Below are 24,268 nucleotides of genomic sequence, written 5' to 3'. Positions count from 1 at the left end.
CATGTAAAACTTATGGAAGAAACCAAAAAGGGTTCCGGCACCACCGACCTCACGGTGGGCAGGCCGCTGCCCCAGATCCTGAAATTTGCCCTGCCGCTGGTGCTGGGCACCCTGTTCCAGCAGTTGTACAGCTTTGTGGACACCGTCATTGTGGGGCGCTGTCTGGGCACCGATGCACTGGGCGCGGTGGGCACCACCTACTCTCTGAATTTTCTCATTTTAGGCTTTGTGCTGGGTTCCTGCACGGGCTTTGGCATCCCGGTGGCCCAGAGCTTTGGTGCAAGGGACAGCGAGGATATGCACAAGTATCTGTTCAACGGCGCGGTGCTCTGCGTGGTCCTGAGCGTGGTGTTCACCATCGTCACCACCCTCACTGCTGCCCCGCTGCTGCAGCTCATCCACACACCGGCCGAGCTGTTCCCGGACGCGGTGGCCTACATCCGCATCATCTTCCTCGGCATTCCGGCCACGGTGCTGTTCAACTACACCTCCACCGTCCTGCACAGTCTGGGCGATTCCCAGCACCCATTCTATTTCCTGCTAATCTCCAGTTTCCTGAACATCGGGCTGGACTGGCTGTTCATCGTACCGCTGGGTATGGGCGTGGAGGGCGCAGCCATCGCCACCGTTGTCAGCCAGCTGTTCAGCGGCCTGCTTTGCACCTGGTGGTTCTTCACCCGGGTGGAGGGCATCCATTTCACCCGGGAAAACTGTGTCCTCTCGGCGGGGCACTGCGGGCGGCTGGCCTATATCGGCCTTCCGATGGGCTTTGAGTATTCCGTTTCTGCCATCGGTGCCTTCATCATGCAGGATGCCATCAACCTGCTGGGCAGCACCGCCGTGGCCGCCCAGACCGCCGGTGAGAAGATTCGCCAGATGTTCACCGTGCCCATGGCAAGCGTGGGCACGGCTATGGCAACTTATGTCGGCCAGAACCACGGTGCCCACCGCACTGACCGCGTCAGGCAGGGCATCCGGGATGGCTGCATCCTCCAGCTGTGCTACTGCGCGGCTGCCTGGGTGGTGCTCTTCTTCGTCAAGGGCTGGGCCGTGGGCCTTGTTCTGGGCGATGCCGACCCTGCCGTGACTTCCGGTGCTGTGGAATACCTGACCGTGATCAGCGTGCTGTTCTGCATCAACGGCCTGCTGATGGTCTTCCGCAACACCCTGCAGGGTCTGGGATACAGTGTGCAGGCCGTTATCTCCGGTGTGGGCGAGCTCATCGGCCGCGCGCTCTGCGGCTGGCTGGCCGTTCATAGTCTGGGCTACTTCGGCATCTGCATTGCCAACCCCATTGCCTGGGGTCTGGCACTGCTCTACTGTGTGTTCATGGTGACCAGAGTTCTGAAAAAAGAGAACGCATAAAAATACCCCTCTCCGCTGTGCTGATGCACGGATGGAGAGGGGTGTTTTTATGCAATCAATCAATAAGGTTCACGAACACCGGGCAGAGCACTGCGGTCAGCACACCGGCCACGGCGATGGACAGGCCGCTCATGGCACCTTCCACCTCACCCATCTGCAGGGCCTTGCTGGTGCCCACGGCATGGGCCGAGGTGCCAATGCCCACACCCTTGGCAATGGGGTCGGTGATGTGAAACGCCTTGCAGACCGTCTCGGCCAGCAGGTTGCCCACGATGCCCGTCAGGATGACGATGGCACCGGTCAGGGCTGCAATGCCGCCCAGCTCTGCAGCTACATCCATGCTGATGGCAGTGGTCACGGATTTGGGCAGCAGGGTGGCGTACTGCTCCTGGGTCAGGTGCAGCGCCAGTGCCAGTGCCAGCGCGCTGCCCAGGCTGACCAGCGTGCCCACCGAGATGCCCGCAATGATGGCGGCGGCGTTTGCCTTGAGCAGGTCGAGCTTTTCATACAGCGGGATGGCCAGCGCCACGGTGGCGGGCAGCAGCAGATAGTTCACCGGGGCGGCGCTGACCTTGTAGTCGGCATAGGGGATACCGCATACCGACAGGAAAATGATCACAAAGATCGCACCCAGCAGCAGCGGGTTAAAAAATGCCTTTCCGGTCACTCTGTTCACAAGGGCTCCCAGTGCAAAGGCGGCCAGTGTCAGCAGCACACCCCAGGCAACAGAGCCCGAAAGGAACTCATTCAGCAATTCCATCATTGGCAGCAGTCTCCTTGTTCTTTTTGCGGCTGGTCAGAGCCTGGGTGGTCTTTCCGGCGGTCACCATGACCAGAACCGTGACCGGGATGATGGCGATGATGATGGGCAGCAGCATCTCCCCCATCTCCGCCCAAAGCTCCATCACGCCTGCGGCGGCGGGCACAAAGAGCAGCGGGAAGATACCGGTGAGGAACACGCCCACCTCTTTTACATCCTCCAGACGGATCAGCCGGAAGTTCAGGGCCAGCAGCAGCAGCACAAGCCCGTACACACTGGCCGGAACCGGCAGCGGCAGTACGGCATGACATACTTCCCCCAGAAAGCAAAACGCGAGGATACGCGCAAATTGAAACAGATAATTCGTAAAAAATCCCCCTTGTCTAACAGCTAAGTCAAAATTATAGTCCAAAACCTCCGGGGGCGCAACAGCAATATCTGACAAGGATTGTTATATTTTGCCGGAAAAACTGTGGAAAAGAAAAGGGCCCGGCAGAAAGCGCACACCCACGTGCCGCGATCTGCCGGGCCGATGCACCGCAAAGCGGTGTTTTTCTGTGTTTCCCGCACGCTCCCTCAGTTCCGCAAAACAGCTTCGATCCGTTCCTTGTCCAGCCCTTCGCCGATGACGATGAGCACCTCCTGCCCTGCCGGAATGGGGGCCGCGGTCAGGCCGTCGGCGGTGGCATTCAGCTCCACCCAACCGGCGGCATCCTGCACAAAACCCTTGACCCGCAGCACCCGGCCGCAGGCGGCATCCGTGAACAGGCTGGGAATGCGTGCTTCCAGCTGCTGCCGGGACAGGCCCAGCTCGAGGAAATACGCCGAACCGAATGCATCGTGCGCATCAAAGCAGAGCTTTTCGCAGTCGGCATGCTGATAGCCGCAGGCATCCAGCGCCGCAAGATCCGCATCCTCCAGGTCGGCCCAGTCCTTGATCAGAAAATCTTCTTCCGTCAGGGTACGGCTGCACTTGCAGGCCGCAAGGGCACGCTTCAGGTGGTCGATGGCGCTTTCCCGCTGGGCCTGGGTGGCCAGCTGACTGCGGGAGAGCAGGATGCGTCCGGCGCTGGCGGCTTCCGATGCCAGAATGTACTCTGCCTGCGGGGAAAGCGTCTCGGGCAGCAGGGCATCCACAACGGCAAACACATTGCCCAGTGTATACCACCGATCCAGCGGCTCATCCCGCAGAACGTCAAAGAACTCGTCCACATCAAAAATGCCGCTGGGCTCCACCACCACCCGGTCGAACCCGCGCATGGCCATTGAGATGAGCTTGGTGCGCATCCGGCGCTGGTGGGTATCACAATCACACCCGCCGCTGATGGTCTCGATCTCGCAGCGTTCCCCCAGCAGATCCTGCACCAGCATGGCATCCACGTTCACAGCGCCAAAGTCATTTTCCAGAATGCAGACATGATGCCCCTGCGCGGTCAGATACGCAGCATATCTGCGCAGGAACGTCGTCTTGCCCGCACCCAGAAAACCGGTGATGAGATCAACCTGTACCATACGTTCCTCCTTATGCGTGGTTGAAGCCCTTGCCGAACACCTCGGTGGTGCTCAGCATGGACATGAAGGCGTTCAGGTGCTGTTTGTGGATAAAATCCTGCAGCTGGTCGGCCTCGCGGCGGGTCAGGGTGGTGTAGATGATGTAGTGGGGCTTGTCGGTATACGCGCCGAAGCAGGGCGTATAGGTTGCGCCGCGCACCAGCTTGCGCATGACAAAATCACAGATTGGCTTCCTGTCGTCGCAGACGATGAGGATGGCCTTGCACATCTTGATCTTTTCCAACACGGCATCAATGACCAGCGATTTCACGGTCAGACCCACGAAGGAATAGAGGGCGGTGTACAGGTCGAACACAAAGCAGGCCGCAATGACCATGAACAGGTCAGTCAGGAACAGCGCCACCGCCACGTTGTGGATGTGGGTATACTTTTCCACAATGAGGGCAATAACATCCGTGCCGCCGGAGGAAGCGCCCACATTGAACAGCAGAGCCGACGCAATGGCCGGCAGGGCAATGGCAAACAGCAGGTCGAGCATGGGCTGGTCGCTCAAGGGGCCGCGCAGGGGGCAGATCTTTTCCAGCGCCATCAGCTCCAGCGACATGACCACAGTGGCATAGCCGGTGGTCATGGCAAACTTTTTGCCCAGAAAGATCAGGCCCACCCCCAGCAGGATCATGTTGGCCGCCGAGGAAAAGGCCGAAGCCGACAGCGGGGTGAGCTTGGCCGCCAGCGCCGCCATACCGGTCACGCCGCCAAAAACGAAGTTGTTGGGGAATTTGAAAAAGTACACACCCACCGACATGATGGAAATGCTCAGCGTGATCATTGCATACTGCTTGACATATTCAATGACCTTGTTCTGCATGGGAGATTCCGCATTCGTATCCATAAAATTTACCGTTCAATACTCCTTTTTTGTGTTCCGCAGCCCAAACAGACAGGCTGTACCGGAAATATTGTAACACGGAACGCCCCGGGGTCAAGGGCAAATTCCACACACGCCGTCTTTTGCGGGTGAAAACTGTCAACTCCACCAAAATTCTCCCTCAAATTTCAGCGGTTCTCCCATCGGGAACTGTTCTCTCACCGGTCTCAGCTGAAACGGCTTGCCAACAAGCTGCGCAATACCTTTGGCTGACATACAAACGCGGCCCCGGAGAGTTTTCCTTCTCTCCGGGGCCGCGTTCTGTTCCGGCTCAGCCGAACAGCTTTTTCGTATTGTGGGTATAGACCGAGAGCACCAGGCCCACACAGATGTACAGCATCAGCACCGAGCTGCCGCCCGCCGAATAGAACGGCAGGGTGACACCGATCACGGGCAGAACGCGCAGGTTCATGCCCACGTTCACGGCGATCTGGGCCATCAGAGCGCCGCCGATGCCCGCGCAGATGAAGGCACCCAGCAGATCCTCGCTGCGGGCACCGGTGAGGAAAGTCTTGATGACCAGTGCGAACAGCACGCCCAGCACCACACAGCAGCCCACAAAGCCCGCCGCGTTGCCGATCCAGCTCAGGATGAAATCGTTGTGGGCGTTGGGCACGCTGTAATAACTGCCGCCAAACAGCCCATTGCCAAAGATGCCGCCCGAGCCCAGCGCGATCTCGCCGCGCTGCTGCTGGTAGATGATGTTCTTCCAGATGGTCTCGCTGGGGGCCCAGCCGGTTTTGTTATCGGGATCGATGACAGCAAGGATACGGTACCACTGGTATCCCTTGCCGATCTTATCGCTGAAAAAGGCGAACGCCGTCGCCATAGCCACTGCCGCCGCCGAGACCGCCCCCAGGATATACTTCCAGCTCAGGCCCGCCGCAAACATCATGCAGCAGCCGATGATGGCATAGATGATGGCGGTGCCGTCGTCGCCCTGAACATGGATGATGAGGATGGGCACTGCCAGATGCAGCAGCAGCTTGCCCAGCTCCTTTGGCTCGTTGAGCCGGGTGCGCACATTGTTCAGGTGCATGGCAAAAGTCAGGATAAAGCTGATCTTGGCCAGCTCTGTGGGCTGCAGGGTAAAGCCCCCCAGCTTGTACCAGGAATAATTGTCGGTATCACCCGCGTTGTAGCCGATGGTCAGCGGGCCGATGCTCACATTGCGCAGCACCAGCGTGGGCAGCACCATGCCCCAGGTCAGGGCCACGTGCACCGGCCACACCTTCACCAGGCTGCGGTAATCGATATTGGACAGCAGCACCGCAATGACCAGCCCGATGAGGGCTGCACCCGCCTGCACCGCCGCCCGGCGGTAATCGCCCAGACCGGTGATCTGGCCGGTGATCTCATCCACGGCAAAGCCATTGCCCTGCTTGGCTGCCCAGCTCGAAAGCGCTGTCACAGCCATCACGCTGCTGAAGATGCACAGCAGCAGGTAAGTTTTATCGGTGCGCTTGAAGTAGCGCCGAATGTTTTCCAAACGAAAACACCTCTTTCTTTCATTGGATCGCCCGCTCAGGTCTGCTTCGCTCGTCCGCAATGCCAGAGAGGGCGTATACTGCTCCATTATGTAATATAAGTATACCGCACCGCCCTTTTTTGCGCAAGATTGCGGAAGTTTTTTCCACAGATCTTTTCATCCTGTGACAACTCTGCAAAATATTTGCCGCAGCCTTGACAAAGCCCCCTCCACCTTCTAAAATGGAAGCTGGAGACCTGCTTTTTCGGCAGGATTTTTCCGGAGGAACTTCCAAGATGAAAACAAACTCTCATCGCTTTCTGTGCGCGCTCTGCGCACTGACTGTTTTTATTTCCGCGCTCTTCCCTGCTTCTGCTTTTGCCGCACAGACAGCCGACACCGTGGCCCAGACCACGCTGACCACTGCCGATGCTCAGGAGATGCAGCAGGCCGACAGCGCCGTGACCGCCCTGACCGGCAGCGACGCTTACGCTGAGATGACCCGTGCCCAGCGGCTGGATGCCGCCGTGGCACAGCTGCAGCAGCTGGCCGAGGAAGGGCTTGTTTCGGCGCGCTCTCTCCATGTGGACAAAGAAAACGGCATGGTCAGCTTTGCGTACAGCTGCGGTGCGCTGGGCGGCGTTCTGGTGGAGGACCCGGACGAAGAGAATACTCCCTTCGCCCCTTCCGAACTGCCCGCTGTGGATCTGCACGAAATGTCCAACGCCCCGCAGGGTGATCTGGGCAGCGCCATGATCTACTACGCCTTTGACAACACCGTGAACAGCTCCCGCTACCCGTACTACTCCTATATGAAGGGCTTCTGGACGGCGATGGGCCTGCACACCCGCATCGATACCACAGTCACCGTCTCTGACCTGAAACGGATGAACGATTACGGGCTGTGCATCCTCAGCGCCCACGGCTCCTACTACACCTACACCTCCGGTTTTCTGTTCAAGCAGACCCGTACCGAGCCGGTCATCCTGCTGACAGAGGAATCGGATTTCTACAAAGACCTCTACTACGGCATTGATCTGCTGACCCACCGGGTCATCAAGATCAACGGCCTGTACTGCATCACGCCCAGCTTTTTCCGGGCGGCATACCGGGGCGGCCAGCTCAAGGACACCGTAGTGCTCTCCGAGACCTGTGAGTTCCTTGGCGTGAGCGGCAGTCTGGATACCTCCATGGCCGATGCCCTGCTGGCCGGTGGTGCCAAAGCAGTGGCAGGCTATGTGAACAACGTCTACACCGTGTATTCCCGCAGTATGCTGTGGGATACCGTCAATCACCTGATCCTGGGCCAGACCCTGCAGGAATCCGTTCAGCACTCCATGGATACCTATGGCGCGGATGATCTGGTCTGGTACAACGCGCAGGGCGGCAAGCGCCCCCATGCGGCGGCAGCTTACCCGCTGCTGTTCGGCGATGTTGGGGTCCGGCTGATCGAACCGAACGCGGCACCTGTCCCACAGGAAGTACAGCAGGCCGCTTGAGCGTTGCACTTTTGCTCGATTTATATTATACTGGGGGATGGCAGAAGTTTCTGTCATCCCTTTTGATTTACCTCTCAGTCTGCTTCGCAGACAGCTGGCAAAACGGGAAAGTTCAAGCTTCAAGATGAAGGAGCATTGTATGGCTGAATATATTACACACTCCAGAGAAGAAACGGTGGCGCTTGGCCGGAAGCTGGCGGCAGTGCTGCCGGACGGGGCCTTGATCGCCTTCACCGGCGGTCTGGGCGCGGGCAAGACCGCCTTTTGTGAGGGCCTGGCCGATGGGCTGGGCTGCACCGACCCGGTCAGCAGCCCCACCTTTGCCATCGTCAACTATTACCGCGGCCCCCGCCCGCTGGCCCACTTCGACCTCTACCGCATCTCCACCGAGAACGACCTGTGTGCCGCCGGTTTCTACGATTATCTGGATCAGGGTGCCATTGTGGCCGCTGAGTGGAGCGAAAACTTCGCCGACCTGCTGGCCCCGGAAGACCCGATCCATATCAACATTGACCGGGTGGACGACACCACCCGCCGCATCACCATCGAGGGGGTCAGCGTATGAATATCTTAGCCGTAGACACCGCCGGTAAAACACTGGGCGTGGCCCTGCTGCAGGACGACCGCCTGAAGTACGAGTGCTATCTGGACGGCGGCATGACCCACAGCGAGACCCTGATGCCGCTGGTGGATCACTGCCTGAAGCTGTGCGGCCTGACCTGTGCAGACATCGACCTGTTCGGTGTGAACGCAGGCCCCGGCAGCTTTACCGGCCTGCGCATCGGGCTGGCCGCCGTCAAGGGGCTTGCTTTCCCCCGCGAGACCCTCTGTGCCCCGGTCTCCACACTGGAAGCGCTGGCCGCTGCCCACACCGGCGAGGGCACCGTGCTCTGCGCACTGGATGCCCGCCGCGCCCAGGTGTACAGCGCCGCTTTTGACCTGGCCACCCACACCCGCCTGCTGGATGACGATGCCCGGGCTGTGGCTGACCTTGCCCAATTTGTAGAAAATTGCAAAAAGCCCCTGTTTTTTGTTGGTGATGGCGCATCTCTGTGCTATAATAAATACAGCAATGTTCCGGGCGTGCTCTCTGTTCCGCCAGAGCTGCGGGGCGGCCGGGCCGCTGCCGTGGCACTGGTGGCCAAGCAGATGGCCCAGCGGGGCGAAGCCGTTCTGCCTGAGGCCCTGCTGCCGGATTATCACCGCCTGAGCCAGGCCGAGCGGGAACGCGCCGAGCGACTTGCTGCCGAGGCCGCTGCCCGGAACAACGATACGGAAAACGGAAAGGATTGAAATTTCTCATGGCAAAACCCATTGCGCTTGCCGCCGACCATGGCGGTTTTGAACTGAAGGAAGCCGTCAAGGCTCACCTGGACGAGCTGGGGCTGGAGTATATCGACTTTGGCACCCACAGCACTGCCAGCGTGGATTACCCCGACATGGCACTGCCTGCCTGTGACGCTGTGGTCAGTGGTCAGTGCGATAAAGCCCTGCTGTTCTGCGGCACCGGTGTCGGCATCAGCATGGCCGCCAACAAGGTCAAGGGCATCCGCGCCTGCTGCTGCTCCGACAGCTTCAGCTGCGAGTACACCCGCCGCCACAACGATGCCAACGCCCTGTGCATGGGCGGCCGCGTTGTCGGCCCCGGCCTTGCCTGCCAGCTGGTGGATCTGTTCCTGAACACCCCGTTTGAGGGCGGCCGCCACGAAAAGCGCATTGCAAAACTGATGGCAATCGAAACCCGATAAACATAAAAAGGAGCGTGTATTTATGACCCCTATGATCGTTGAGCATCCCCTGCTGCAGCACAAGCTGAGCATCCTGCGCAACAAGCAGACCGGTACCAAGGAGTTCCGTGATCTGGTCGGCGAGATCGCAACCCTGCTGTGCTACGAGGCCACCCGTGACCTGCCCATGGAGGAGGTCGAGATCGAGACCCCCATCACCATGGCAAAGACCAAGGTGCTGGCAGGCCGCAAGCTGGCTCTGGTGCCCATCCTGCGTGCAGGCATGGGTATGCTGGACGGTATGCTGACCCTGCTGCCCGCTGCAAAGGTCGGCTTCATCGGCCTGTACCGCAACGAGGAGACCCTGCAGCCCGTGGAATATTTCTGCAAGCTGCCCCAGGATATCGCCGAGCGTGACGTTCTGGTTCTGGACCCCATGCTGGCAACCGGCGGCAGCGCCATTGATGCCATTACTCAGATCAAGAAGCACGGTGCAAAGCGCATCAAGTTCATCGGTCTGATCGCTGCTCCGGAAGGCATTGAGGCCCTGCACAAGGCTCACCCCGATGTTGACATCTACCTGGGCGCTAAGGACGACCACCTGAACGAGAACGGCTACATCGTTCCCGGCCTGGGCGATGCCGGCGACCGCATCTACGGCACGAAGTAAATCTGAATCAACAAAAAGTGGACGGTTCACACGAACCGCCCACTTTTTGTTTACTCAGATCTTACCGCCCGCGGCCACCGCCGCCGCCATGGAAGGAGCCGCCGCCTGCGTGGAAGCTGCCGCCCCCGCCAAAGCTGCCGCCGGAGCGTCCGCCGCCCATGCCGCCAAAGGAACCACCGCCGAAGCCGCCGCCCCCACGGGGAGGACGCGGCCCGCCGCCGCGGGGCGGTCTGGGCCCGCGCGGGCCACGGGGGCCGCCGGGGCCCCAATCATCATACGGAGGTCTGCGCCGCCGTCTGCTGCCCAGGCCGTAGCCCAGCCCGAAACCGAAGAAGGGGCCAAACCCGCCGCCGCCAAAGCCGCGCCGGATGCCGCCGAAGATGGAGGTCAGGGCAAACACCACGATCACCACTGCCAGAAGGGTGAGGAAGGGCGATTGATAGGATGCTGCCGGGGCCTCATAGTAATCATTTCCGTTGTTATAACCATCTGTATTGCCGTTGCTGACCGTGCCGGTGGTCCCGCTCAGGGTCACACCGTAGAGATCGGCAATCGTACTGGCCACATTGTTGGCACAGGTGGTCACAGCCGCGTCATAATCGCCCGCCGCGAAGGAATCCTCCATGGTCTGGGCAATGGCGCTGGCCTGCTTTTCCAGCGTGGTATTGCGGAAGCCGTCACCGGTGGCAAGGTAATAGTCGCCATCGGCGTACTGCTGGGACTGCATGACCAGCAGGATCAGCACACCGTTGTTTTTGCTGGAGCTGCCCAGCCCCCAGGTGTTGGCGGCCTGCACGGCGTAATCCTCCGTGGATAAACTTCCCGTATAATCCACAGTCAATACGCCGATCTGTGCACCCTCGCACTGCTGGGTGAGCTGTGCATTCAGGTTCTCAATGGCCGTTTTGGTGCTGCTGCTCAGGATGTTGGCATCATCCACCACGCACTGACTGCTGGGCAGATCAGGCAGCTGGGCCTTGGTGGCCGCAAAGGCGGCGGGCACCAGAGCCGTCAGGCTGACGGTCAGCACCACGAACAGGGCGCAGATGCGGGCGGCAAATCGTTTCATCGTTTTCATGCGAAGGGTTCCACCTCCTGTACGCCGAACAGCCTGCCCAGCATACTGGCCGGGAAGCCGCCGACATCGTTCTGATACTCATACACTGCATCATTGTACTGCAGATTGCCGATGATGGTGTCTGCGCTGTTGAACTGGCCGTACTGGCCCTGCACTGCCCCCATCTTCATGGGGTCAGCGGCCTGCTCCTGCATTTTTGCATAGAGCTGGTCGATCACAGTGCCCAAAGCCTCATTGGCCTGATAAAGGGCGTGCATGGCACTGCCCTGATAATAGGGCAGCGAGGTCAGGGACTGCTTTTTGCTGCCGTTCTGCACTGCTTCCAGGCAGGCAGAGAAATCATCCAGCGCTGCCTGTGCGGCCTGCACCTCGGCGCTGTCGGCCCCCAGCGTGTTTGCGCCGGTGGTGATGATATTTGCCGCCGTGTTGGCACGGGTGGTCAGCTCCTCGCTCAGGGCATAACCGTTGTCTGCCGAAACGCCGGTGGTGAACCACTGGCGGGCCTCGTTATACTTCCCCCTGACCTTGGCACCGCCAAAGCCCACGAACGCCGCCAGCATCACCACCACGCTCAGCACAAGGGCTGTGCCCTGCTTTGCCAGTGCGGCGGGCAGCGCCTTTTCCAGCCCGGCCAGCTTCTGCTGCAAGGGGGTCAGGCGCACTGCCTCGGTGTCCGGGCGCTTTGCCTCGCGGTAGCTGCCGCTGTCAAAGCCGCCGGGCGTTTGATTCTGTTCTCTGGAAAAATCAGCGTTTGCCATTTCAGCTCCGGATCTCCATCATCTTTTGTTTCAGCTCGTCCTCGATGCGGGTCAGCTCCTGCTCGGCAGCCACACGCTTTGCGCGGCCCTCGGTCTGGATCTTGTTCAGCTCGTCCAGGGTCTCGATCAGGCTCTTGTTGGTCTGCTGCAGGGTCTCGATATCCACCACGCCGCGCTGGCTCTCCTTGGCGGTCTCGATGGTGCCCATCTTGAGGGCATCGGCATTCTTCTTGAGCAGGTCGTTGGTCATGTCGGTCACGGCACGCTCGGCCTGCATGGCCTTCTGGGTGTGGGCCAGACCCAGCGCCAGCACCATCTGGTTCTTCCACAGCGGGATGGTGTTGACGATGGTGGACTGGATCTTCTCAGCCATCATGGTGTTGTTGTTCTGCAGCAGGCGGATCTGGGGGCCCATCTGCAGGCTGATGTTCCGGGTCAGCTCCAGATCGTACAGCTTTTTCTCAAAGCGCTCGCACTGGTCTGCCAGGTCGCGGGCGGCCTGAGCATCCTCGGGCAGGCCGGACTGCTTGGCCTTGTCCATGGCCTGCTGCAGCTCGTTTGCACGGACCTCGGCCAGCTTTTTCTTGCCGGCCAGGATATACATGCTCAGCTCCTTGAAGTAGGCCATGTTCAGCTCGTACATCTTATCCAGCATGGCGATGTCTTTCAGCAGCTGCACCTGATGGCCCTCCAGCATGGACTGGATGTTCTCCACGTTGGTCTCGGCCTTGTTGTACTTGGTCTTCAGGTTGTCCAGCTCATTGCCCTTCTTTTTGAAGAAGCCCAGAATGCCCTTCTGCTGCTCCTCATTGGCATCAAAGCTCTTCAGCTCCCCGATGAGGTTGGTGATCATATCGCCCACCTCGCCCAGATCCTTGGTGGACACCTTGGCCAGAGCAGCCTCGGAGAAATCGCCGATCTTCTTCTGGCAGGCGGAGCCATACTGCAGCACCTGCTGGCTGTTGGTGATATCGATCTTTTCCGCAAAGGAATCCACCATTGCCTGCTCCTCAGGGGTCAGCTGCACCTCCGGCTGCTGGGCCGCCGGGGCGGGCTCAGGCTTTTTCTCCTCAGCTGCTGCCTCCGGGGTAGGGTCCAGCGTCAGGGTGGGCACTGCAGGAGCATCGAGGTCGAAGTTCAGAGTGTTGTTGTCAGCCATTGTTGATTCCATCCTTTCCAATTACGACAGCGCCTGCCGCCTATCGGCGTGCGCTATTTTCTAACCGGTTTGCCAAGGGCTCCCCCTTCGGGGGAGCTGGCAAAGCCGTCAGGCTTTGACTGAGAGGGTTGTTACAATCCCTGCCCTTTCAGCATATTCTGCAAAACGGTCAGGTCTGCCGAGAGGTCCATGCTCTCGGCAGCATACAGGGCATCCAGCTGATTTTCAAATGCCGTGGCAATGGAGGCTGCGTTGCGCTCCACCTCTGCGCGGATGGAGGCGGCATTCTCGCCCCGCACCCCCTGCTTTGCCAGCTTGGCGTACTGCTGCAGCACGTTCACGGCATCGGGCAGATAGTAATTGGCGAACCGCCGCACCTGCTTTGCCTTGGCGGGGGTGGCTTCCACCGTTTCCACAATGGAGCGGCCTGCCTTTTCCATCCGGGCCATGGCGGCGGAGAGCTGCGGGTCCGGCAGGGCTTCGTTCAGGGCATGGAGGGTATCCAGCTGCTGCTGCATCTCGGTCAGCATGGCATCCACATCGTCCACACCGGTATGGAAGGGCACTTCCGTCTCCACCACCCGGATCGGGCAGATCTTTTTGGCCCCGGCAAAGGCCAGCACAGCCGCGCCCAGCGCCGCCAGCAGTGCCCACAGCCGATAGACCGGAAGCACGGCACACAGCACCACAAATGCCAGCGCCGCCGCGTAGTACGGCAGGACACTGGGCTTCCGGGTGCGAATGATCTTGCTCATGGGTTCCTCCTTTTCCGGGAGCTGCGCCCCCTGTATCTTCCATAATAAATCCTTTTCCAGCGGGGCGCAAGCGTTTCACGAATTATTTACAGGTTTGAAATCGAAATGTCAAACCTCTCAGGCGCTTGCGCGCCAGCTCTCCTCATAGGGGAGCCCCTGGCAGATCGGGTAAGTCCGCGCGGCATTCAAGGCAGAATCCAGTTCGACAATTCTTTCTGCCAGATCTCCCGTAATTTTTCCGGCCTGCAGGCGGCATTGGCGGGGCTGGTGCTGGGCAGCCTGACCGCCGGAATGCCGCTGACCGGCTCAAGATACTTTGTATAGATCTTATATGCCGTGGCCCCGTTGCAAAAAACAGCCTCAATGGGCGCTTTTGCCAGCAGACCGGCAATATCATTGGGCACCACGTCCCGGATGGACGCATCCGACGCGCCGGTGATGGTACAGCTTTCCAGCGTATCCCACAGGGCCAGCCCGTGGCGCAGGATAATCTGCTTTTTTGCTTCGATATCCTCCCGGGCGGGCACAGGCTCCCCGGTCAGGGCCGCCAGCATGGGCCAGAAGCGGTTTTGCGGGTGGCCGTAGTAGAAGGACATTTCCCGGCTCTTGGGGCTGGGCCAGGTGCCCAGGATCAGCGCCCGGCTGTGCTCGTTGTAGACCGGTGCAAAGCTCACTGCTTTTCCTCCGCAGCTTCCATCTGGCCCCAGGGAGAGCCAAGTTGATGGTCCGAGGGCTCCGCACGGGGGCCGTCGAACCACAGCTCCTCAATGAGGGCGGCAAGGCCGTCCTCCCGCACATCCCCGATGATGCGGTCTGCGGCTTCCTTGGCATCGTCTGAGCCGTTGGCCATACAGCAGCCCAGTCCTGCCGCCTTCAGCATTCCCACATCATTGGCGGAATCGCCCGCCGAAACAGCATCGGCCAGCGTCAGACCCACGGTTTCACACAGGTCAGCCAGACCCACCCCCTTATCAATGCCCTCCCGGACGATATCATAGCAGTGCCAGCTGCCCTCCCGCACAGCACCCACCATCATAAAACGGAGGTTCAGGTGGCCGTACTTCCGGCTGAACGCCTCCAGCGCCTCATCGGGCAGGCAGGCAAAGGCGGCATGGGGCATATCGATGAGATGGCGGTCCTGATCCTCGCCGTCCTTGCAGGTCAGGCCGCTGCCGCTCAGCTGGGCGTAGAAATCCCGGAGGCTCTCGTATTCGCAGTAGGCATAGTAGCCATCCCGGAAATTGAACTGCAGAGGGTAGTTGTAATCCTCGCAGAAATCCACCAGGGCGTACATTTCCTCATTGGTCATCGGGTGCTCGGCGATGATCGCGCCGTCCCTGTCCACCACGCAGGCTCCGTTGTTGGTGATGGCGTAGTCGAACCGGATGCCGCCCAGCTGCTGCTTGTTGATCACGCAGTAGCCGCGGCCGGTGCTCAGCACAAATTTGCCGCCTGCGGCCTGCATCTTTTTCACGGCCTTGACCACCGCCGGGCGAGGGCAGGGCTCACCAAAGGGAACAAGGGTATTGTCGAAATCGCTTGCCAGAAGTTTATATTGCATAGTTGCTCCTATTTCAGCATCCTCACCCTCTCAGGCCGCTTCGCGTCCAGCTCTCCCAAAGGGAGAGCTTTTGACATAATCGGAAACTTCCCAAAGACTGTCAAGACCTCCCACTTTGGGGGAGGTGGCATCGCGCAAGCGATGACGGAGAGGGTGAACCATTTTATCGTTTTGATACTGTCTAGTATAACACAAAACGCCGCTCCGGGATATCCCGAAACGGCGTTTTGACTGAATATTTTACTTTAACCGAAAATGGCTACCATGATCTGGATCCCAACACCCACAGCCGCACCGGCAGCCCAGGTCAGGCCGGTGATAAAGAGGTTCTGCTTCCAGGAGGGGTTTGCCCGCCAGAGAACGGCCAGGCCCACGCCCGCGCCGGTGCACAGACCTGCCACCAGACTGGAAAAGCGGAGGGCTCCCTCCACATAGAGCTGGGTCAGCAGGACGCTGGCGGCACAGTTGGGGATCAGCCCCACCAGTGCGGCCACCACCGGCTGGAAGAAGCCCATCCGGCCCAGAGCGTCGGCAAAGACATCCTCGCCCACGCCCTCCACAATGAGGCCGAACACCAGACTGAACACAAAGATGAACACGAAAATCTCCAGCGTGTGGCGAAGGGCGGCTTTCCAGATGGGGGCGGGCTTGCCCTCCTCATCGCTGTGCTCCTCGTGGCAGTCGATCTCATCGGCGCTGCCGGTATAGCCGCCCCGCAGGCTCCTGGGCAGAACGCCCCGCAGGACAAAATCCAGCACCAGGCCCACCGCAATGGCGTAGAGCACCTTGATGACCATGAGCAGCACCAGCTTATCCCAGTAGGCAGGCATGGAGACCAGCAGCGGAACCGCTTCATCGCTGGTGGCGAGGAACACGGCCATCAGCGTGCCCAGGCTGATGACCCGGGACGCATAGAAATTGGACGCAATGGCAGAGAAACCGCACTGGGGCACACAGCCCAGCAGCGCCGCCGGAACAGAGCCCCAGCGTCCGCCGCCCGCCAGAATGGCTTCGATGCGCTCGCCGTGGCGGTTCTCCACATATTCAATGAACAGATAGGCCAAAAACAGGAAGGGCAGCATCTTGGCGGTGTCCACCAGAGATTCGCCCAGAACATCCAGAAACAATTCCATTTGATACTCCAAAAACAACTGTAATGTGCTTTATTGCAGTAAATTGCAATCAATTTGCATTTTCGTGCAAGGGAGATTATACACGCTTCGGATGCAAATTGCAAGAGGAATTTGCAAAAAGTTTGCATTTTTGTTTTTGGGAGAACGAAAATGCCCTCTCCGTCAAGGCCGCAGGCCTTGCCAGCTCCCCCTTCGGGAGAGGTGGCAGCGCGCTCACGCTGACAGAGAGGGCGATTCATTTCAGATCAGATCTCGGCCAGGATCGCATCGCCCATGGCGGTGCAGCCCAGGCAGGTGCAGCCTTCGCTCATGTTGTCTGCCGTGCGCAGGCCCTTGTCCAGCACCTTGTTCACGGCGTTCTCAATGGCATCGGCTTCCTCAGTCATGCCAAAGGAGTAGCGCAGCATCATGGCGGCAGAGAGGATGCAGGCGGTGGGGTTGACGATATCCCTGCCCGCAATGTCGGGGGCCGAGCCGTGGATAGGCTCGTACAGGCCCCGGGTGCCATCACCCAGAGAGGAGGACGGGATCATGCCGATGGAGCCGGTGATCATGGAAGCCTCGTCCGACAGGATATCGCCGAACATATTCTCGGTGACGATGACATCGAACTGCGCGGGGTTCTTTACGATCTGCATGGCACAGTTGTCCACGAACATCTCGCTGTACTCCACGTCCGGGTACTCGGCCTGCAGGCGGTGCATCACACTGCGCCACAGGCGGCTGGTATCCAGCACGTTGGCCTTATCCACACAGCAGAGCTTTTTGCGGCGTTTCTGGGCGGTCTCGAAGCCGATGCGGCCAATGCGCTCGATCTCGTGCTCAGAGTAGGGCATGGAGTCGATGGCCTGCTTTTCGCCGTTCTCGAGGGTGTGGGTCTCGTGCTTGCCGAAGTACACGCCGCCGATCAGCTCCCGCACGATGATGAAGTCAATGCCCTGTGCCACGATCTCAGGCTTCAGGGGGCTGGCCGGGGCCAGCTGGGGCCAGATCTTTGCGGGGCGGTTGTTGGAGTACAGGCCCATGCCCGCGCGCAGGCGCAGCAGGCCCTTTTCCGGGCGCTGCTCACCGGGCAGGCCCTCCCACTTGGGGCCGCCCACGGCACCCAGCAGGACGCTGTCCGCAGCAAGGCACTTGTCCAGCTCGTGCTGGGGCAGCGGGTCGCCGTACTTGTCAATGGCTTCGCCGCCCATGGCGGCATCGGTATAGTGGAAGGTGTGGCCGTACTTTTCAGCCACCTTATCAAGCACCCGGATGGTCTGTTTCACGATCTCGGGGCTGGAGCAGTCGCCCCAGATGACAGCAATGTTTTTTTCCATAGTTCTAAATTCTCCTCAACAGCTTCTTACCCAAACCCCTCAGTCGCTTGCGCGACAGCTCCCCTAGTATGGGGAGCCCTTGGCATAAAGGGGAACTCGCAGAGCTTTCCGCAACGCCAGAGCCGCCCCTACTAGGGGCGGTGGCAATGCGTCAGCATTGACGGTGGGGTTTATTTCTTGGTCAGCGACTTCATCAAGCCACCGTCGGCAATGATCTTCTGGATAAACGGCGGGAAGGGTTCCGCCTGGAAGGTCTTGCCGGTGGTCTCATCGGTGATGAGGCCGGTAGTAAAATCCACGCTGACGGTATCCCCTGCGCTGATGGAATCCACAGCCTCGGGGCACTCCATGATGGGCAGGCCGATGTTGATGCTGTTGCGGTAGAAGATGCGGGCAAAGCTCTTGGCAATGACCACTGAGATGCCCGCGGCCTTGATGGCCACGGGGGCGTGCTCACGGGAGGAGCCGCAGCCGAAGTTCCAGCCGCCCACCATGACATCGCCATCCCTGACATTCCGGACAAAGTCCTTGTCGATATCCTCCATGCAGTGGCTGGCCAGCTCCTTGGGGTCCTGGGTGTTCAGGTGGCGGGCCGGAATGATGACATCGGTATCCACGTTATCCGGGTATTTGAAAACAGAACCTTTTGCGTTCATCGTTGTTTCTCCTTTTCGATCAGACCGTGCGGGGGTCGGTGATATAGCCGGTCAGGGCGCTGGCAGCGGCAGTGGCCGGGCTTGCCAGATAGACTTCACTCTTGACATGGCCCATGCGGCCCACAAAGTTGCGGTTGGTGGTGGAGACACAGCGCTCCCCCTCGGCCAGGATGCCCATGTAGCCGCCCAGACAGGGGCCGCAGGTGGGGGTGGACACGATGCAGCCCGCATCAATAAAGGCTTCGGTCCAGCCGCGCAGGATGCACTCCTTATAAACCGCCATGGTGGCCGGGATGATGATGCCCCGCACACCCTTGGCAATGTGTCTGCCCTTGAGGATGTTGTAAGCGGCCTCCATATCCTCCAGACGGCCATTGGTGCAGCTGCCGATGACCACCTGATCGATCCGGATGTCCTTTCCCTCGCTGGCGGGGTGGGTGTTCTCCGGCAGATGAGGGTAGCTGACCGTGGGCTCCAGCTTGTCCAGGTCGATCTCAATGGTCTTTTCGTATTCGGCATCCGGGTCGGCCTCGTAGTAGACCGGGGTGCGCTGGCTGCGGCCGTTCAGATACGCTCTGGTGACCTCGTCCACAGGGAAGATGCCGTTCTTGGCACCGGCCTCAATGGCCATGTTGCAGACGCAGAGGCGATCCTCCATGGTCAGGGAAGCCACGCCCGGGCCGGTGAATTCCATGGACTTGTACAGTGCGCCGTCCACACCGATCATGCCGATGATGTGCAGGATCAGATCCTTGCCGGATACGCGGGGGCTGAACTTGCCCTTGAGCACAAACTTGATGGCAGAGGGCACCTTGAACCATGCCATGCCGGTGGCCATACCGGCGGCCATATCGGTGGAGCCCACACCGGTGGAGAATGCGCCCAGTGCACCGTAGGTACAGGTGTGGCTGTCGGCACCGATGATGCAGTCACCGGCGGTCACGATGCCTTTTTCGGGCAGGAGGGCGTGCTCAACACCCATCTGACCCACATCGTAGAAGTTGAGGATATCATATTTGTTGGCAAACTCGCGGCACTGCTTGGACTGGGTTGCGCTCTTGATGTCCTTATTGGGGACGAAGTGATCCAGCACGATGGCAATGTGCTCCTTGTCGAACACGCCGTCAAAGCCTGCCTTCTCAAACTCGTTGATGGCGACCGGGGTAGTGATATCGTTGCCCAGCACGATATCGAGCTTAGCATTGATGAGCTGGCCTGCCTTGACCTCCGGCAAACCCGCATGTGCGGCCAGAATTTTCTGCGTCAGAGTCATTCCCATGGTGATACTCTCCTTTTATCTTCTATAACTCCCCCAGTCGCTTACGCGACAGCCCCCTCTAGGAGGGGGCCTCTTTGCCTTTCCGTTACGCAACAGGCTCCCTCTTAGAGGGAGCTGTCACCGCAGGTGACTGAGGGAGTTCGATTTTTATTTACTGTTAATTGCCGAAACCAGTGCCTTGATGCCGGCGACGATGATATCGGTGTCGGTGCCGGCACCCCAGGTCATGCTGCCATCCCCCCAGGCAAGGCCCACATAGGAAGCCGCGCGGGAGGTGCTGCCCTCGTCCAGGCTGTGCTCCGAGTAGCTTTCCAGATGGAAGTCCATCCCGGTGGCGCTCTGGATGGCGTTGGCCACAGCATCCAGACGACCATTGCCCACCGAAGTGACCACCTTGCGCTGACCGTTCAGATCCAGGGTGACCGTGGCGGTAATGCCGTTGACCTGTGCAAAGTGGGCCTCCACCACACGGAGGGGCTTTTCGCGGTTGAGGAAGCTCTCCTCGAAGATGCGGAGCACCTCGCCTGCACTCAGCTCCTTGTGGCTGTGGTCGGACACGCTCTTGACCTTGTAGCCCAGCACCTCGCGCATCTTGGGGGGCAGGTTATAGCCGTAGTTCTGTTCCAGCACAAAGCCGATACCGCCCTTGCCGCTCTGGCTGTTGATGCGGATGACATCGGCATCATAGGTACGGCCGATATCGTGGGGGTCGATGGGGATGTAGGGGCAGGTCCAGCGGTGCTCGCCCCGCTCCTTGCGGTAGGCCATGCCCTTTGCAATGGCATCCTGATGGCTGCCCGAGAAGGCTGCAAACACCAGCTGACCGGCGTAGGGGGTGCGCTCGTAGATGTGCATCCGGGTCACGCGCTCGTAGGTAGCGCAGATCTCGGGCATATCGGAAAAGTCCAGTCTGGGGTCTACGCCGTGGCTGTACAGATTCATGGCCAGAGTCACAGCATCCACATTGCCAGTACGCTCACCGTTGCCGAACAGGCAGCACTCCACGCGCTGAGCACCGGCCAGAACGGCCATTTCGGCGCAGGCAACACCGGTGCCGCGGTCGTTGTGGGGATGGGTGGAGATGATCACGCTGTCACGGTACTTGAGGTGCTTGTCGCAGTACTCGATCTGGTTGGCGTAGACATGGGGCATACTCATTTCGACTGTAACGGGCAGGTTGATGATCATGGGGCGGTCAGGGGTGGGCTGCATGATGTCCAGCACTGCGTTGCAGACCTCCACAGCATAGTCCACCTCGGTGCCGGTAAAGCTCTCGGGGCTGTACTCAAACAGGAAGTTGCCCTCGTACTCCTGACTCAGCTGTTTGACCAGCTTTGCGCCGTCGGTGGCGATCTTCTTGATCTCTTCCCTGCTCTTGTGGAACACCTGCTCGCGCTGGGCCACAGAGGTAGAATTATAGAAGTGGATCACTGCGCGGGGGGCACCCTTGACAGCCTCAAAGGTCTTGCGGATAATGTGGTCGCGGCACTGGGTCAGCACCTGCACGGTCACATCCTCCGGGATCATGTTTTTCTCGATCAGGGTACGCAGGAACTCGTACTCGGTATCGCTGGCGGCGGGGAAACCCACCTCGATCTCCTTGAAGCCGATCTTCACCAGCATCTGGAAGAACTCCAACTTTTCCTCCAGGCTCATGGGCACGATCAGAGCCTGATTGCCGTCGCGCAGATCCACACTGCACCAGGCCGGGGCCTTTTCAATGTGATCCTTCTTCACCCAGCTGTCATAACCGGCAGGGACAGGGTAATATCCCGGTGCGTACTTGGTTGCGTCCATCATTTTGCGTGTCCTCCTAAACAAATTACACTTTTGAGGTTTCTTCCTGCCCAACTCCCCCAGTCACCTACGGTGACAGCCCCCTCTGAGATGGGGCCCTTGGCAGTACAGTAAAGTTTCCCGCTTCGCCAGAGGCTCCCTCCCCGAGGGAGCTGGCAGATCCGTAAGGATCTGACTGAAGGAGTTACATACGAAAAGGCCCTCGTCTCCAAGGCGATAAGCCTTGAGAGACGAGGGCCTGTCATTTTTCTAACAGAGCACCCGTGGTACCACTCTCTTTGCTGGAAAACCAGCCACTCACACGATCAGCTTTTGGCGGCGAATCGCTGCCCCGGTAACGGTGGGCATCCGTCAGAGCCTACTCTCCGTTCAGCTCTGCCGCTCAGGGGCCAGTAACCGAAGCTCTCCGCACTGCCTTGCACCACCCGGCAGCTCTCTGAAGCAGAAGAAGATCGTTTTTTCCCCGTCAACGCATTTGGTCTTTGTGTTTCAAAGTGAGCTTATTGTACCAAACGTCGGATTTGCTGTCAAGAAGTTTGGCTCATATCAAAAATGAAACAAATTCACATCAGGAGCGGCACAATTTTCCAAATTTTGCGCTTTCTGCATCGAATCGTAGAGCGCTGGGGAAGCGGGGGATGCCCACGCAAGTGAAACGGGCCATTCCATCGCCCGCCCTATTGCCTGCGGCAACAGGGTCCCACCCCAGCGGACACTTGCTTAGGGCATTCCCCCGCTTCCCTCCCGCCAGGCTTCGGGGTTTGTTAAGAATCTGGGAAGTTTTTGGAAACAAGCCCTCGAAAAGCTTTTTTGTTAATTTTCGTTGTGTTAAGATAAGCTTATCGAAAGAATAAGGCCCCTGACCGATTTGTCAAAGGCTCTCCCTTTGGGAGAGCTGGCTGCGAAGCAGACTGAGAGGGCGAGGCCGTTTACCGAGGAGGAAATCCTATGAAAGAAGTCAAGACACCGCGCAAGCCGTTGGCGATCTATTACGCCCTCGTGCTGCTGATGCTGCTGCTCCTCAACCTTGTGCTGCTGCCGTGGATGGAGGAGCGCCAGATCAAAGAGGTAGACTACGGCACCTTTATGACCATGACCGAGGAGAAGAACATCGGCCGTGTGGACATTGAATCCAACCAGATCATCTTTACCGATAAGGACGAGACGCAGGTCTACAAGACCGGCCTGATGAACGACACCGGCCTGACCGAGCGGCTGTACGATGCCGGAGCCACCTTCTCCAGCGAGATCGTGGAGCAGTCCTCGCCGGTGCTGAACTTTTTGATTTGGTTCGTCCTGCCCATCATCCTGTTCTCGGCCATCGGCAACCAGATGAACAAAAAGCTGATGGAAAAGGCCGGCGGCGGCCCGGGCTCCATGATGTTTGGCGGCATGGGCAAATCCAACGCCAAGGTCTATGTGCAGTCCACGGCAGGCATCCGCTTTGCGGATGTGGCCGGCGAGGACGAGGCCAAGGAAAACTTACAGGAAGTCGTCAACTATCTGCATGACCCCAGCAAGTATGAGAGCATTGGTGCCAAGATGCCCAAGGGCATCCTGCTGGTGGGCCCTCCGGGCACCGGCAAGACCATGCTGGCCAAGGCTGTGGCCGGTGAGTCCAACGTGCCCTTCTTCTCCATCTCCGGCTCCGAGTTCGTGGAGATGTTCGTGGGCATGGGTGCCTCCAAGGTGCGCGACCTGTTCAAGCAGGCCAAGGAGAAAGCGCCCTGCATCGTGTTTATCGACGAGATCGATGCCATTGGCCAAAAGCGCAGCGGCGGCCAGTACGGCGGCAACGATGAGCGCGAGCAGACCCTGAACCAGCTGCTGACCGAAATGGACGGTTTTGAGGGCAACACCGGTGTCATCATTCTGGCCGCCACCAACCGTCCCGAATCCCTTGACCCTGCCTTGACCCGCCCCGGCCGCTTTGACCGCCGGGTGCCCGTGGAGCTGCCCGACCTCAAGGGCCGCGAGGAGATCCTGAAGGTCCACGCTAAGAAGGTCGCGCTGGCCCCGGGCATCGACTTTACCACCGTGGCCCGGATGGCCTCCGGTGCGTCCGGTGCCGAGCTGGCCAACATCGTCAACGAGGCCGCGCTGCGGGCCGTCCGTGCAGGCCGCAAGAGCGTGACCCAGTCTGACCTGGAGGAGAGCATCGAGGTGGTCATTGCAGGCTACCAGAAAAAGAACTCCATCCTGACCGACCACGAAAAGTGCATCGTAGCCTACCATGAGATCGGCCACGCTCTGGTCGCCGCCAAGCAGACCCACTCCGCCCCCGTGCAGAAGATCACCATCATCCCCCGCACCTCGGGTGCTCTGGGTTACACCATGCAGGTGGACGAGGGCAACCACTACCTGATGAACAAGGAGGAGCTGGAAAACAAGATCGCCACCCTCACCGGCGGACGTGCCGCCGAGGAAGTGGTGTTCCACTCCATCACCACTGGCGCTTCCAATGATATCGAACAGGCCACCAAGCTGGCCCGCGCCATGCTGACCCGCTACGGCATGAGCGATGAGTTTGACATGGTGGCACTGGAGACCGTCAACAACCAGTATCTGGGCGGCGACACTTCCCTTGCCTGCTCTGCCCAGACCCAGTGTGAGATCGACCAGAAGGTGGTGGAGCTGGTCAAGGCCCAGCACGCCAAGGCTGTGCAGATCCTGACCGACAACCGCGCAAAGCTGGATGAGCTGGCCCAGTATCTGTACCAGAAGGAGACCATCACCGGTGACGAGTTCATGGAAATCCTGAACCGGGAAGGTTAAACCCCACCGTCAATGCTTCGCATTGCCACCGCCCCTAGTAGGGGCGGCTCTGGCGCTACGTAGAGCCCT

Annotated in this window: 23 protein-coding genes and 1 other annotated feature; of the genes, 7 read left to right on the top strand and 16 right to left on the bottom strand. The window is 59.6% G+C overall.

The features are described 5' to 3' along the window. Nucleotides 1–12 precede the first annotated feature (12 nt). Nucleotides 13–1,365: an MATE family efflux transporter gene (locus J3352_RS03440; protein WP_156065619.1), complete on the top strand. Its 1,353-nt coding sequence runs from the start codon at nucleotides 13–15 to the stop codon at nucleotides 1,363–1,365. A 55-nt stretch (nucleotides 1,366–1,420) separates the two neighbouring features. On the opposite strand, the gene J3352_RS03435 is transcribed toward J3352_RS03440, so the two are convergent. From J3352_RS03435 to J3352_RS03415, 5 genes are all read right to left on the bottom strand, one after another. Further along, entirely contained in the window at nucleotides 1,421–2,128 is a 708-nt protein-coding gene (locus J3352_RS03435; protein ID WP_005931487.1) for an LrgB family protein, read from the bottom strand. Then, complete coding sequence (locus tag J3352_RS03430) at nucleotides 2,109–2,537, bottom strand: CidA/LrgA family protein (RefSeq protein WP_099357294.1); 429 nt, start codon at nucleotides 2,535–2,537, stop codon at nucleotides 2,109–2,111. Before J3352_RS03430 ends, J3352_RS03435 begins: the two co-directional genes overlap by 20 nt. Nucleotides 2,538–2,701: 164 nt before the next feature. Beyond that, on the bottom strand, nucleotides 2,702–3,637 hold the full coding sequence (locus J3352_RS03425; protein ID WP_005931493.1) for a GTP-binding protein: 936 nt from the start codon (nucleotides 3,635–3,637) through the stop codon (nucleotides 2,702–2,704). A gap of 10 nt (nucleotides 3,638–3,647) precedes the next feature. Then, nucleotides 3,648–4,529 (bottom strand): YitT family protein, encoded by an 882-nt coding sequence (locus J3352_RS03420; RefSeq protein ID WP_005931496.1) that lies wholly within the window; start codon nucleotides 4,527–4,529, stop codon nucleotides 3,648–3,650. A gap of 307 nt (nucleotides 4,530–4,836) precedes the next feature. Continuing rightward, nucleotides 4,837–6,054 (bottom strand): FtsW/RodA/SpoVE family cell cycle protein, encoded by a 1,218-nt coding sequence (locus tag J3352_RS03415; RefSeq protein ID WP_227622529.1) that lies wholly within the window; start codon nucleotides 6,052–6,054, stop codon nucleotides 4,837–4,839. 275 nt (nucleotides 6,055–6,329) lie between these two features. Between J3352_RS03415 and J3352_RS03410 the strand changes: the two genes are divergently transcribed. From J3352_RS03410 to upp, 5 genes are all read left to right on the top strand, one after another. Then, the gene (locus J3352_RS03410; RefSeq protein WP_050762776.1) at nucleotides 6,330–7,532 is read left to right on the top strand and encodes a hypothetical protein; all 1,203 of its coding nucleotides are present in this window, start codon (nucleotides 6,330–6,332) and stop codon (nucleotides 7,530–7,532) included. Nucleotides 7,533–7,671: 139 nt separating this feature from the next. Continuing rightward, nucleotides 7,672–8,097 (top strand): tRNA (adenosine(37)-N6)-threonylcarbamoyltransferase complex ATPase subunit type 1 TsaE, encoded by a 426-nt coding sequence (gene tsaE, locus J3352_RS03405; protein WP_156065621.1) that lies wholly within the window; start codon nucleotides 7,672–7,674, stop codon nucleotides 8,095–8,097. Then, nucleotides 8,094–8,825: a tRNA (adenosine(37)-N6)-threonylcarbamoyltransferase complex dimerization subunit type 1 TsaB gene (gene tsaB / locus J3352_RS03400; RefSeq protein WP_156065623.1), complete on the top strand. Its 732-nt coding sequence runs from the start codon at nucleotides 8,094–8,096 to the stop codon at nucleotides 8,823–8,825. The genes tsaE and tsaB overlap by 4 nt, the downstream gene beginning before the upstream one ends. Nucleotides 8,826–8,833: 8 nt before the next feature. After that, on the top strand, nucleotides 8,834–9,280 hold the full coding sequence (gene rpiB / locus J3352_RS03395) for a ribose 5-phosphate isomerase B (protein ID WP_005931511.1): 447 nt from the start codon (nucleotides 8,834–8,836) through the stop codon (nucleotides 9,278–9,280). A 22-nt stretch (nucleotides 9,281–9,302) separates the two neighbouring features. After that, complete coding sequence (upp, locus tag J3352_RS03390) at nucleotides 9,303–9,929, top strand: uracil phosphoribosyltransferase (RefSeq protein ID WP_035393712.1); 627 nt, start codon at nucleotides 9,303–9,305, stop codon at nucleotides 9,927–9,929. Nucleotides 9,930–9,990: 61 nt separating this feature from the next. Here upp and J3352_RS03385 read toward each other — a convergent pair whose 3' ends face one another. The 11 genes from J3352_RS03385 to J3352_RS03335 form a co-directional block, all read right to left on the bottom strand. Then, nucleotides 9,991–11,007: a YgcG family protein gene (locus tag J3352_RS03385; RefSeq protein ID WP_154276742.1), complete on the bottom strand. Its 1,017-nt coding sequence runs from the start codon at nucleotides 11,005–11,007 to the stop codon at nucleotides 9,991–9,993. Next, a complete protein-coding gene (locus tag J3352_RS03380) occupies nucleotides 11,004–11,765 on the bottom strand; it encodes a LemA (protein ID WP_156065625.1) in 762 nt (253 codons plus the stop codon). Before J3352_RS03380 ends, J3352_RS03385 begins: the two co-directional genes overlap by 4 nt. 1 nt (nucleotide 11,766) lies before the next feature. Beyond that, nucleotides 11,767–12,924, bottom strand: coding sequence for a toxic anion resistance protein (locus tag J3352_RS03375; RefSeq protein WP_097770455.1), 1,158 nt, complete (start codon nucleotides 12,922–12,924; stop codon nucleotides 11,767–11,769). Nucleotides 12,925–13,055: 131 nt separating this feature from the next. Beyond that, on the bottom strand, nucleotides 13,056–13,679 hold the full coding sequence (locus tag J3352_RS03370; RefSeq protein ID WP_156065627.1) for a 5-bromo-4-chloroindolyl phosphate hydrolysis family protein: 624 nt from the start codon (nucleotides 13,677–13,679) through the stop codon (nucleotides 13,056–13,058). 185 nt (nucleotides 13,680–13,864) lie between these two features. Next, complete coding sequence (locus tag J3352_RS03365; RefSeq protein WP_098924614.1) at nucleotides 13,865–14,353, bottom strand: DNA-deoxyinosine glycosylase; 489 nt, start codon at nucleotides 14,351–14,353, stop codon at nucleotides 13,865–13,867. Next, a complete protein-coding gene (locus J3352_RS03360; RefSeq protein ID WP_156065629.1) occupies nucleotides 14,350–15,240 on the bottom strand; it encodes a Cof-type HAD-IIB family hydrolase in 891 nt (296 codons plus the stop codon). The genes J3352_RS03365 and J3352_RS03360 overlap by 4 nt, the downstream gene beginning before the upstream one ends. 245 nt (nucleotides 15,241–15,485) lie before the next feature. Beyond that, nucleotides 15,486–16,373: a putative manganese transporter gene (locus tag J3352_RS03355; RefSeq protein ID WP_156065631.1), complete on the bottom strand. Its 888-nt coding sequence runs from the start codon at nucleotides 16,371–16,373 to the stop codon at nucleotides 15,486–15,488. Between the two features lie 245 nt (nucleotides 16,374–16,618). Further along, nucleotides 16,619–17,692 (bottom strand): 3-isopropylmalate dehydrogenase, encoded by a 1,074-nt coding sequence (gene leuB, locus J3352_RS03350; protein ID WP_097770460.1) that lies wholly within the window; start codon nucleotides 17,690–17,692, stop codon nucleotides 16,619–16,621. Nucleotides 17,693–17,862: 170 nt separating this feature from the next. Further along, nucleotides 17,863–18,348 (bottom strand): 3-isopropylmalate dehydratase small subunit, encoded by a 486-nt coding sequence (gene leuD / locus J3352_RS03345; RefSeq protein ID WP_156058482.1) that lies wholly within the window; start codon nucleotides 18,346–18,348, stop codon nucleotides 17,863–17,865. A gap of 19 nt (nucleotides 18,349–18,367) precedes the next feature. Continuing rightward, a complete protein-coding gene (leuC, locus tag J3352_RS03340; RefSeq protein ID WP_156065633.1) occupies nucleotides 18,368–19,627 on the bottom strand; it encodes a 3-isopropylmalate dehydratase large subunit in 1,260 nt (419 codons plus the stop codon). A gap of 147 nt (nucleotides 19,628–19,774) precedes the next feature. Then, the gene (locus J3352_RS03335) at nucleotides 19,775–21,427 is read right to left on the bottom strand and encodes a 2-isopropylmalate synthase (RefSeq protein WP_005931556.1); all 1,653 of its coding nucleotides are present in this window, start codon (nucleotides 21,425–21,427) and stop codon (nucleotides 19,775–19,777) included. A gap of 220 nt (nucleotides 21,428–21,647) precedes the next feature. Then, nucleotides 21,648–21,903: a binding site (T-box leader), on the bottom strand. A 469-nt stretch (nucleotides 21,904–22,372) separates the two neighbouring features. Between J3352_RS03335 and ftsH the strand changes: the two genes are divergently transcribed. Then, a complete protein-coding gene (gene ftsH, locus J3352_RS03330) occupies nucleotides 22,373–24,199 on the top strand; it encodes an ATP-dependent zinc metalloprotease FtsH (RefSeq protein ID WP_005931562.1) in 1,827 nt (608 codons plus the stop codon). Nucleotides 24,200–24,268 lie beyond the last annotated feature (69 nt).

The organism is Faecalibacterium sp. Marseille-Q4164 (assembly GCF_017377545.1).
Lineage (GTDB): Bacteria > Bacillota > Clostridia > Oscillospirales > Ruminococcaceae > Faecalibacterium > Faecalibacterium duncaniae.
Note: the sequence above shows the minus strand (reverse complement) of the source record. Positions and strands in the feature narration are given on the sequence as shown.

Bases quoted from the DNA above. Each gene is read 5' to 3' on its own strand.
- J3352_RS03370 (WP_156065627.1), bottom strand. From the start codon at position 13,679: ATGAGCAAGATCATTCGCACCCGGAAGCCCAGTGTCCTGCCGTACTAC.
- upp (WP_035393712.1), top strand. From the start codon at position 9,303: ATGACCCCTATGATCGTTGAGCATCCCCTGCTGCAGCACAAGCTGAGC.
- J3352_RS03380 (WP_156065625.1), bottom strand. From the start codon at position 11,765: ATGGCAAACGCTGATTTTTCCAGAGAACAGAATCAAACGCCCGGCGGC.
- J3352_RS03440 (WP_156065619.1), top strand. From the start codon at position 13: ATGGAAGAAACCAAAAAGGGTTCCGGCACCACCGACCTCACGGTGGGC.
- J3352_RS03435 (WP_005931487.1), bottom strand. From the start codon at position 2,128: ATGATGGAATTGCTGAATGAGTTCCTTTCGGGCTCTGTTGCCTGGGGT.
- J3352_RS03375 (WP_097770455.1), bottom strand. From the start codon at position 12,924: ATGGCTGACAACAACACTCTGAACTTCGACCTCGATGCTCCTGCAGTG.
- J3352_RS03425 (WP_005931493.1), bottom strand. From the start codon at position 3,637: ATGGTACAGGTTGATCTCATCACCGGTTTTCTGGGTGCGGGCAAGACG.
- J3352_RS03420 (WP_005931496.1), bottom strand. From the start codon at position 4,529: ATGGATACGAATGCGGAATCTCCCATGCAGAACAAGGTCATTGAATAT.
- leuC (WP_156065633.1), bottom strand. From the start codon at position 19,627: ATGGGAATGACTCTGACGCAGAAAATTCTGGCCGCACATGCGGGTTTG.
- J3352_RS03335 (WP_005931556.1), bottom strand. From the start codon at position 21,427: ATGATGGACGCAACCAAGTACGCACCGGGATATTACCCTGTCCCTGCC.
- J3352_RS03385 (WP_154276742.1), bottom strand. From the start codon at position 11,007: ATGAAAACGATGAAACGATTTGCCGCCCGCATCTGCGCCCTGTTCGTG.
- tsaE (WP_156065621.1), top strand. From the start codon at position 7,672: ATGGCTGAATATATTACACACTCCAGAGAAGAAACGGTGGCGCTTGGC.
- J3352_RS03360 (WP_156065629.1), bottom strand. From the start codon at position 15,240: ATGCAATATAAACTTCTGGCAAGCGATTTCGACAATACCCTTGTTCCC.
- J3352_RS03410 (WP_050762776.1), top strand. From the start codon at position 6,330: ATGAAAACAAACTCTCATCGCTTTCTGTGCGCGCTCTGCGCACTGACT.
- ftsH (WP_005931562.1), top strand. From the start codon at position 22,373: ATGAAAGAAGTCAAGACACCGCGCAAGCCGTTGGCGATCTATTACGCC.
- rpiB (WP_005931511.1), top strand. From the start codon at position 8,834: ATGGCAAAACCCATTGCGCTTGCCGCCGACCATGGCGGTTTTGAACTG.
- tsaB (WP_156065623.1), top strand. From the start codon at position 8,094: ATGAATATCTTAGCCGTAGACACCGCCGGTAAAACACTGGGCGTGGCC.
- J3352_RS03355 (WP_156065631.1), bottom strand. From the start codon at position 16,373: ATGGAATTGTTTCTGGATGTTCTGGGCGAATCTCTGGTGGACACCGCC.
- leuD (WP_156058482.1), bottom strand. From the start codon at position 18,348: ATGAACGCAAAAGGTTCTGTTTTCAAATACCCGGATAACGTGGATACC.
- leuB (WP_097770460.1), bottom strand. From the start codon at position 17,692: ATGGAAAAAAACATTGCTGTCATCTGGGGCGACTGCTCCAGCCCCGAG.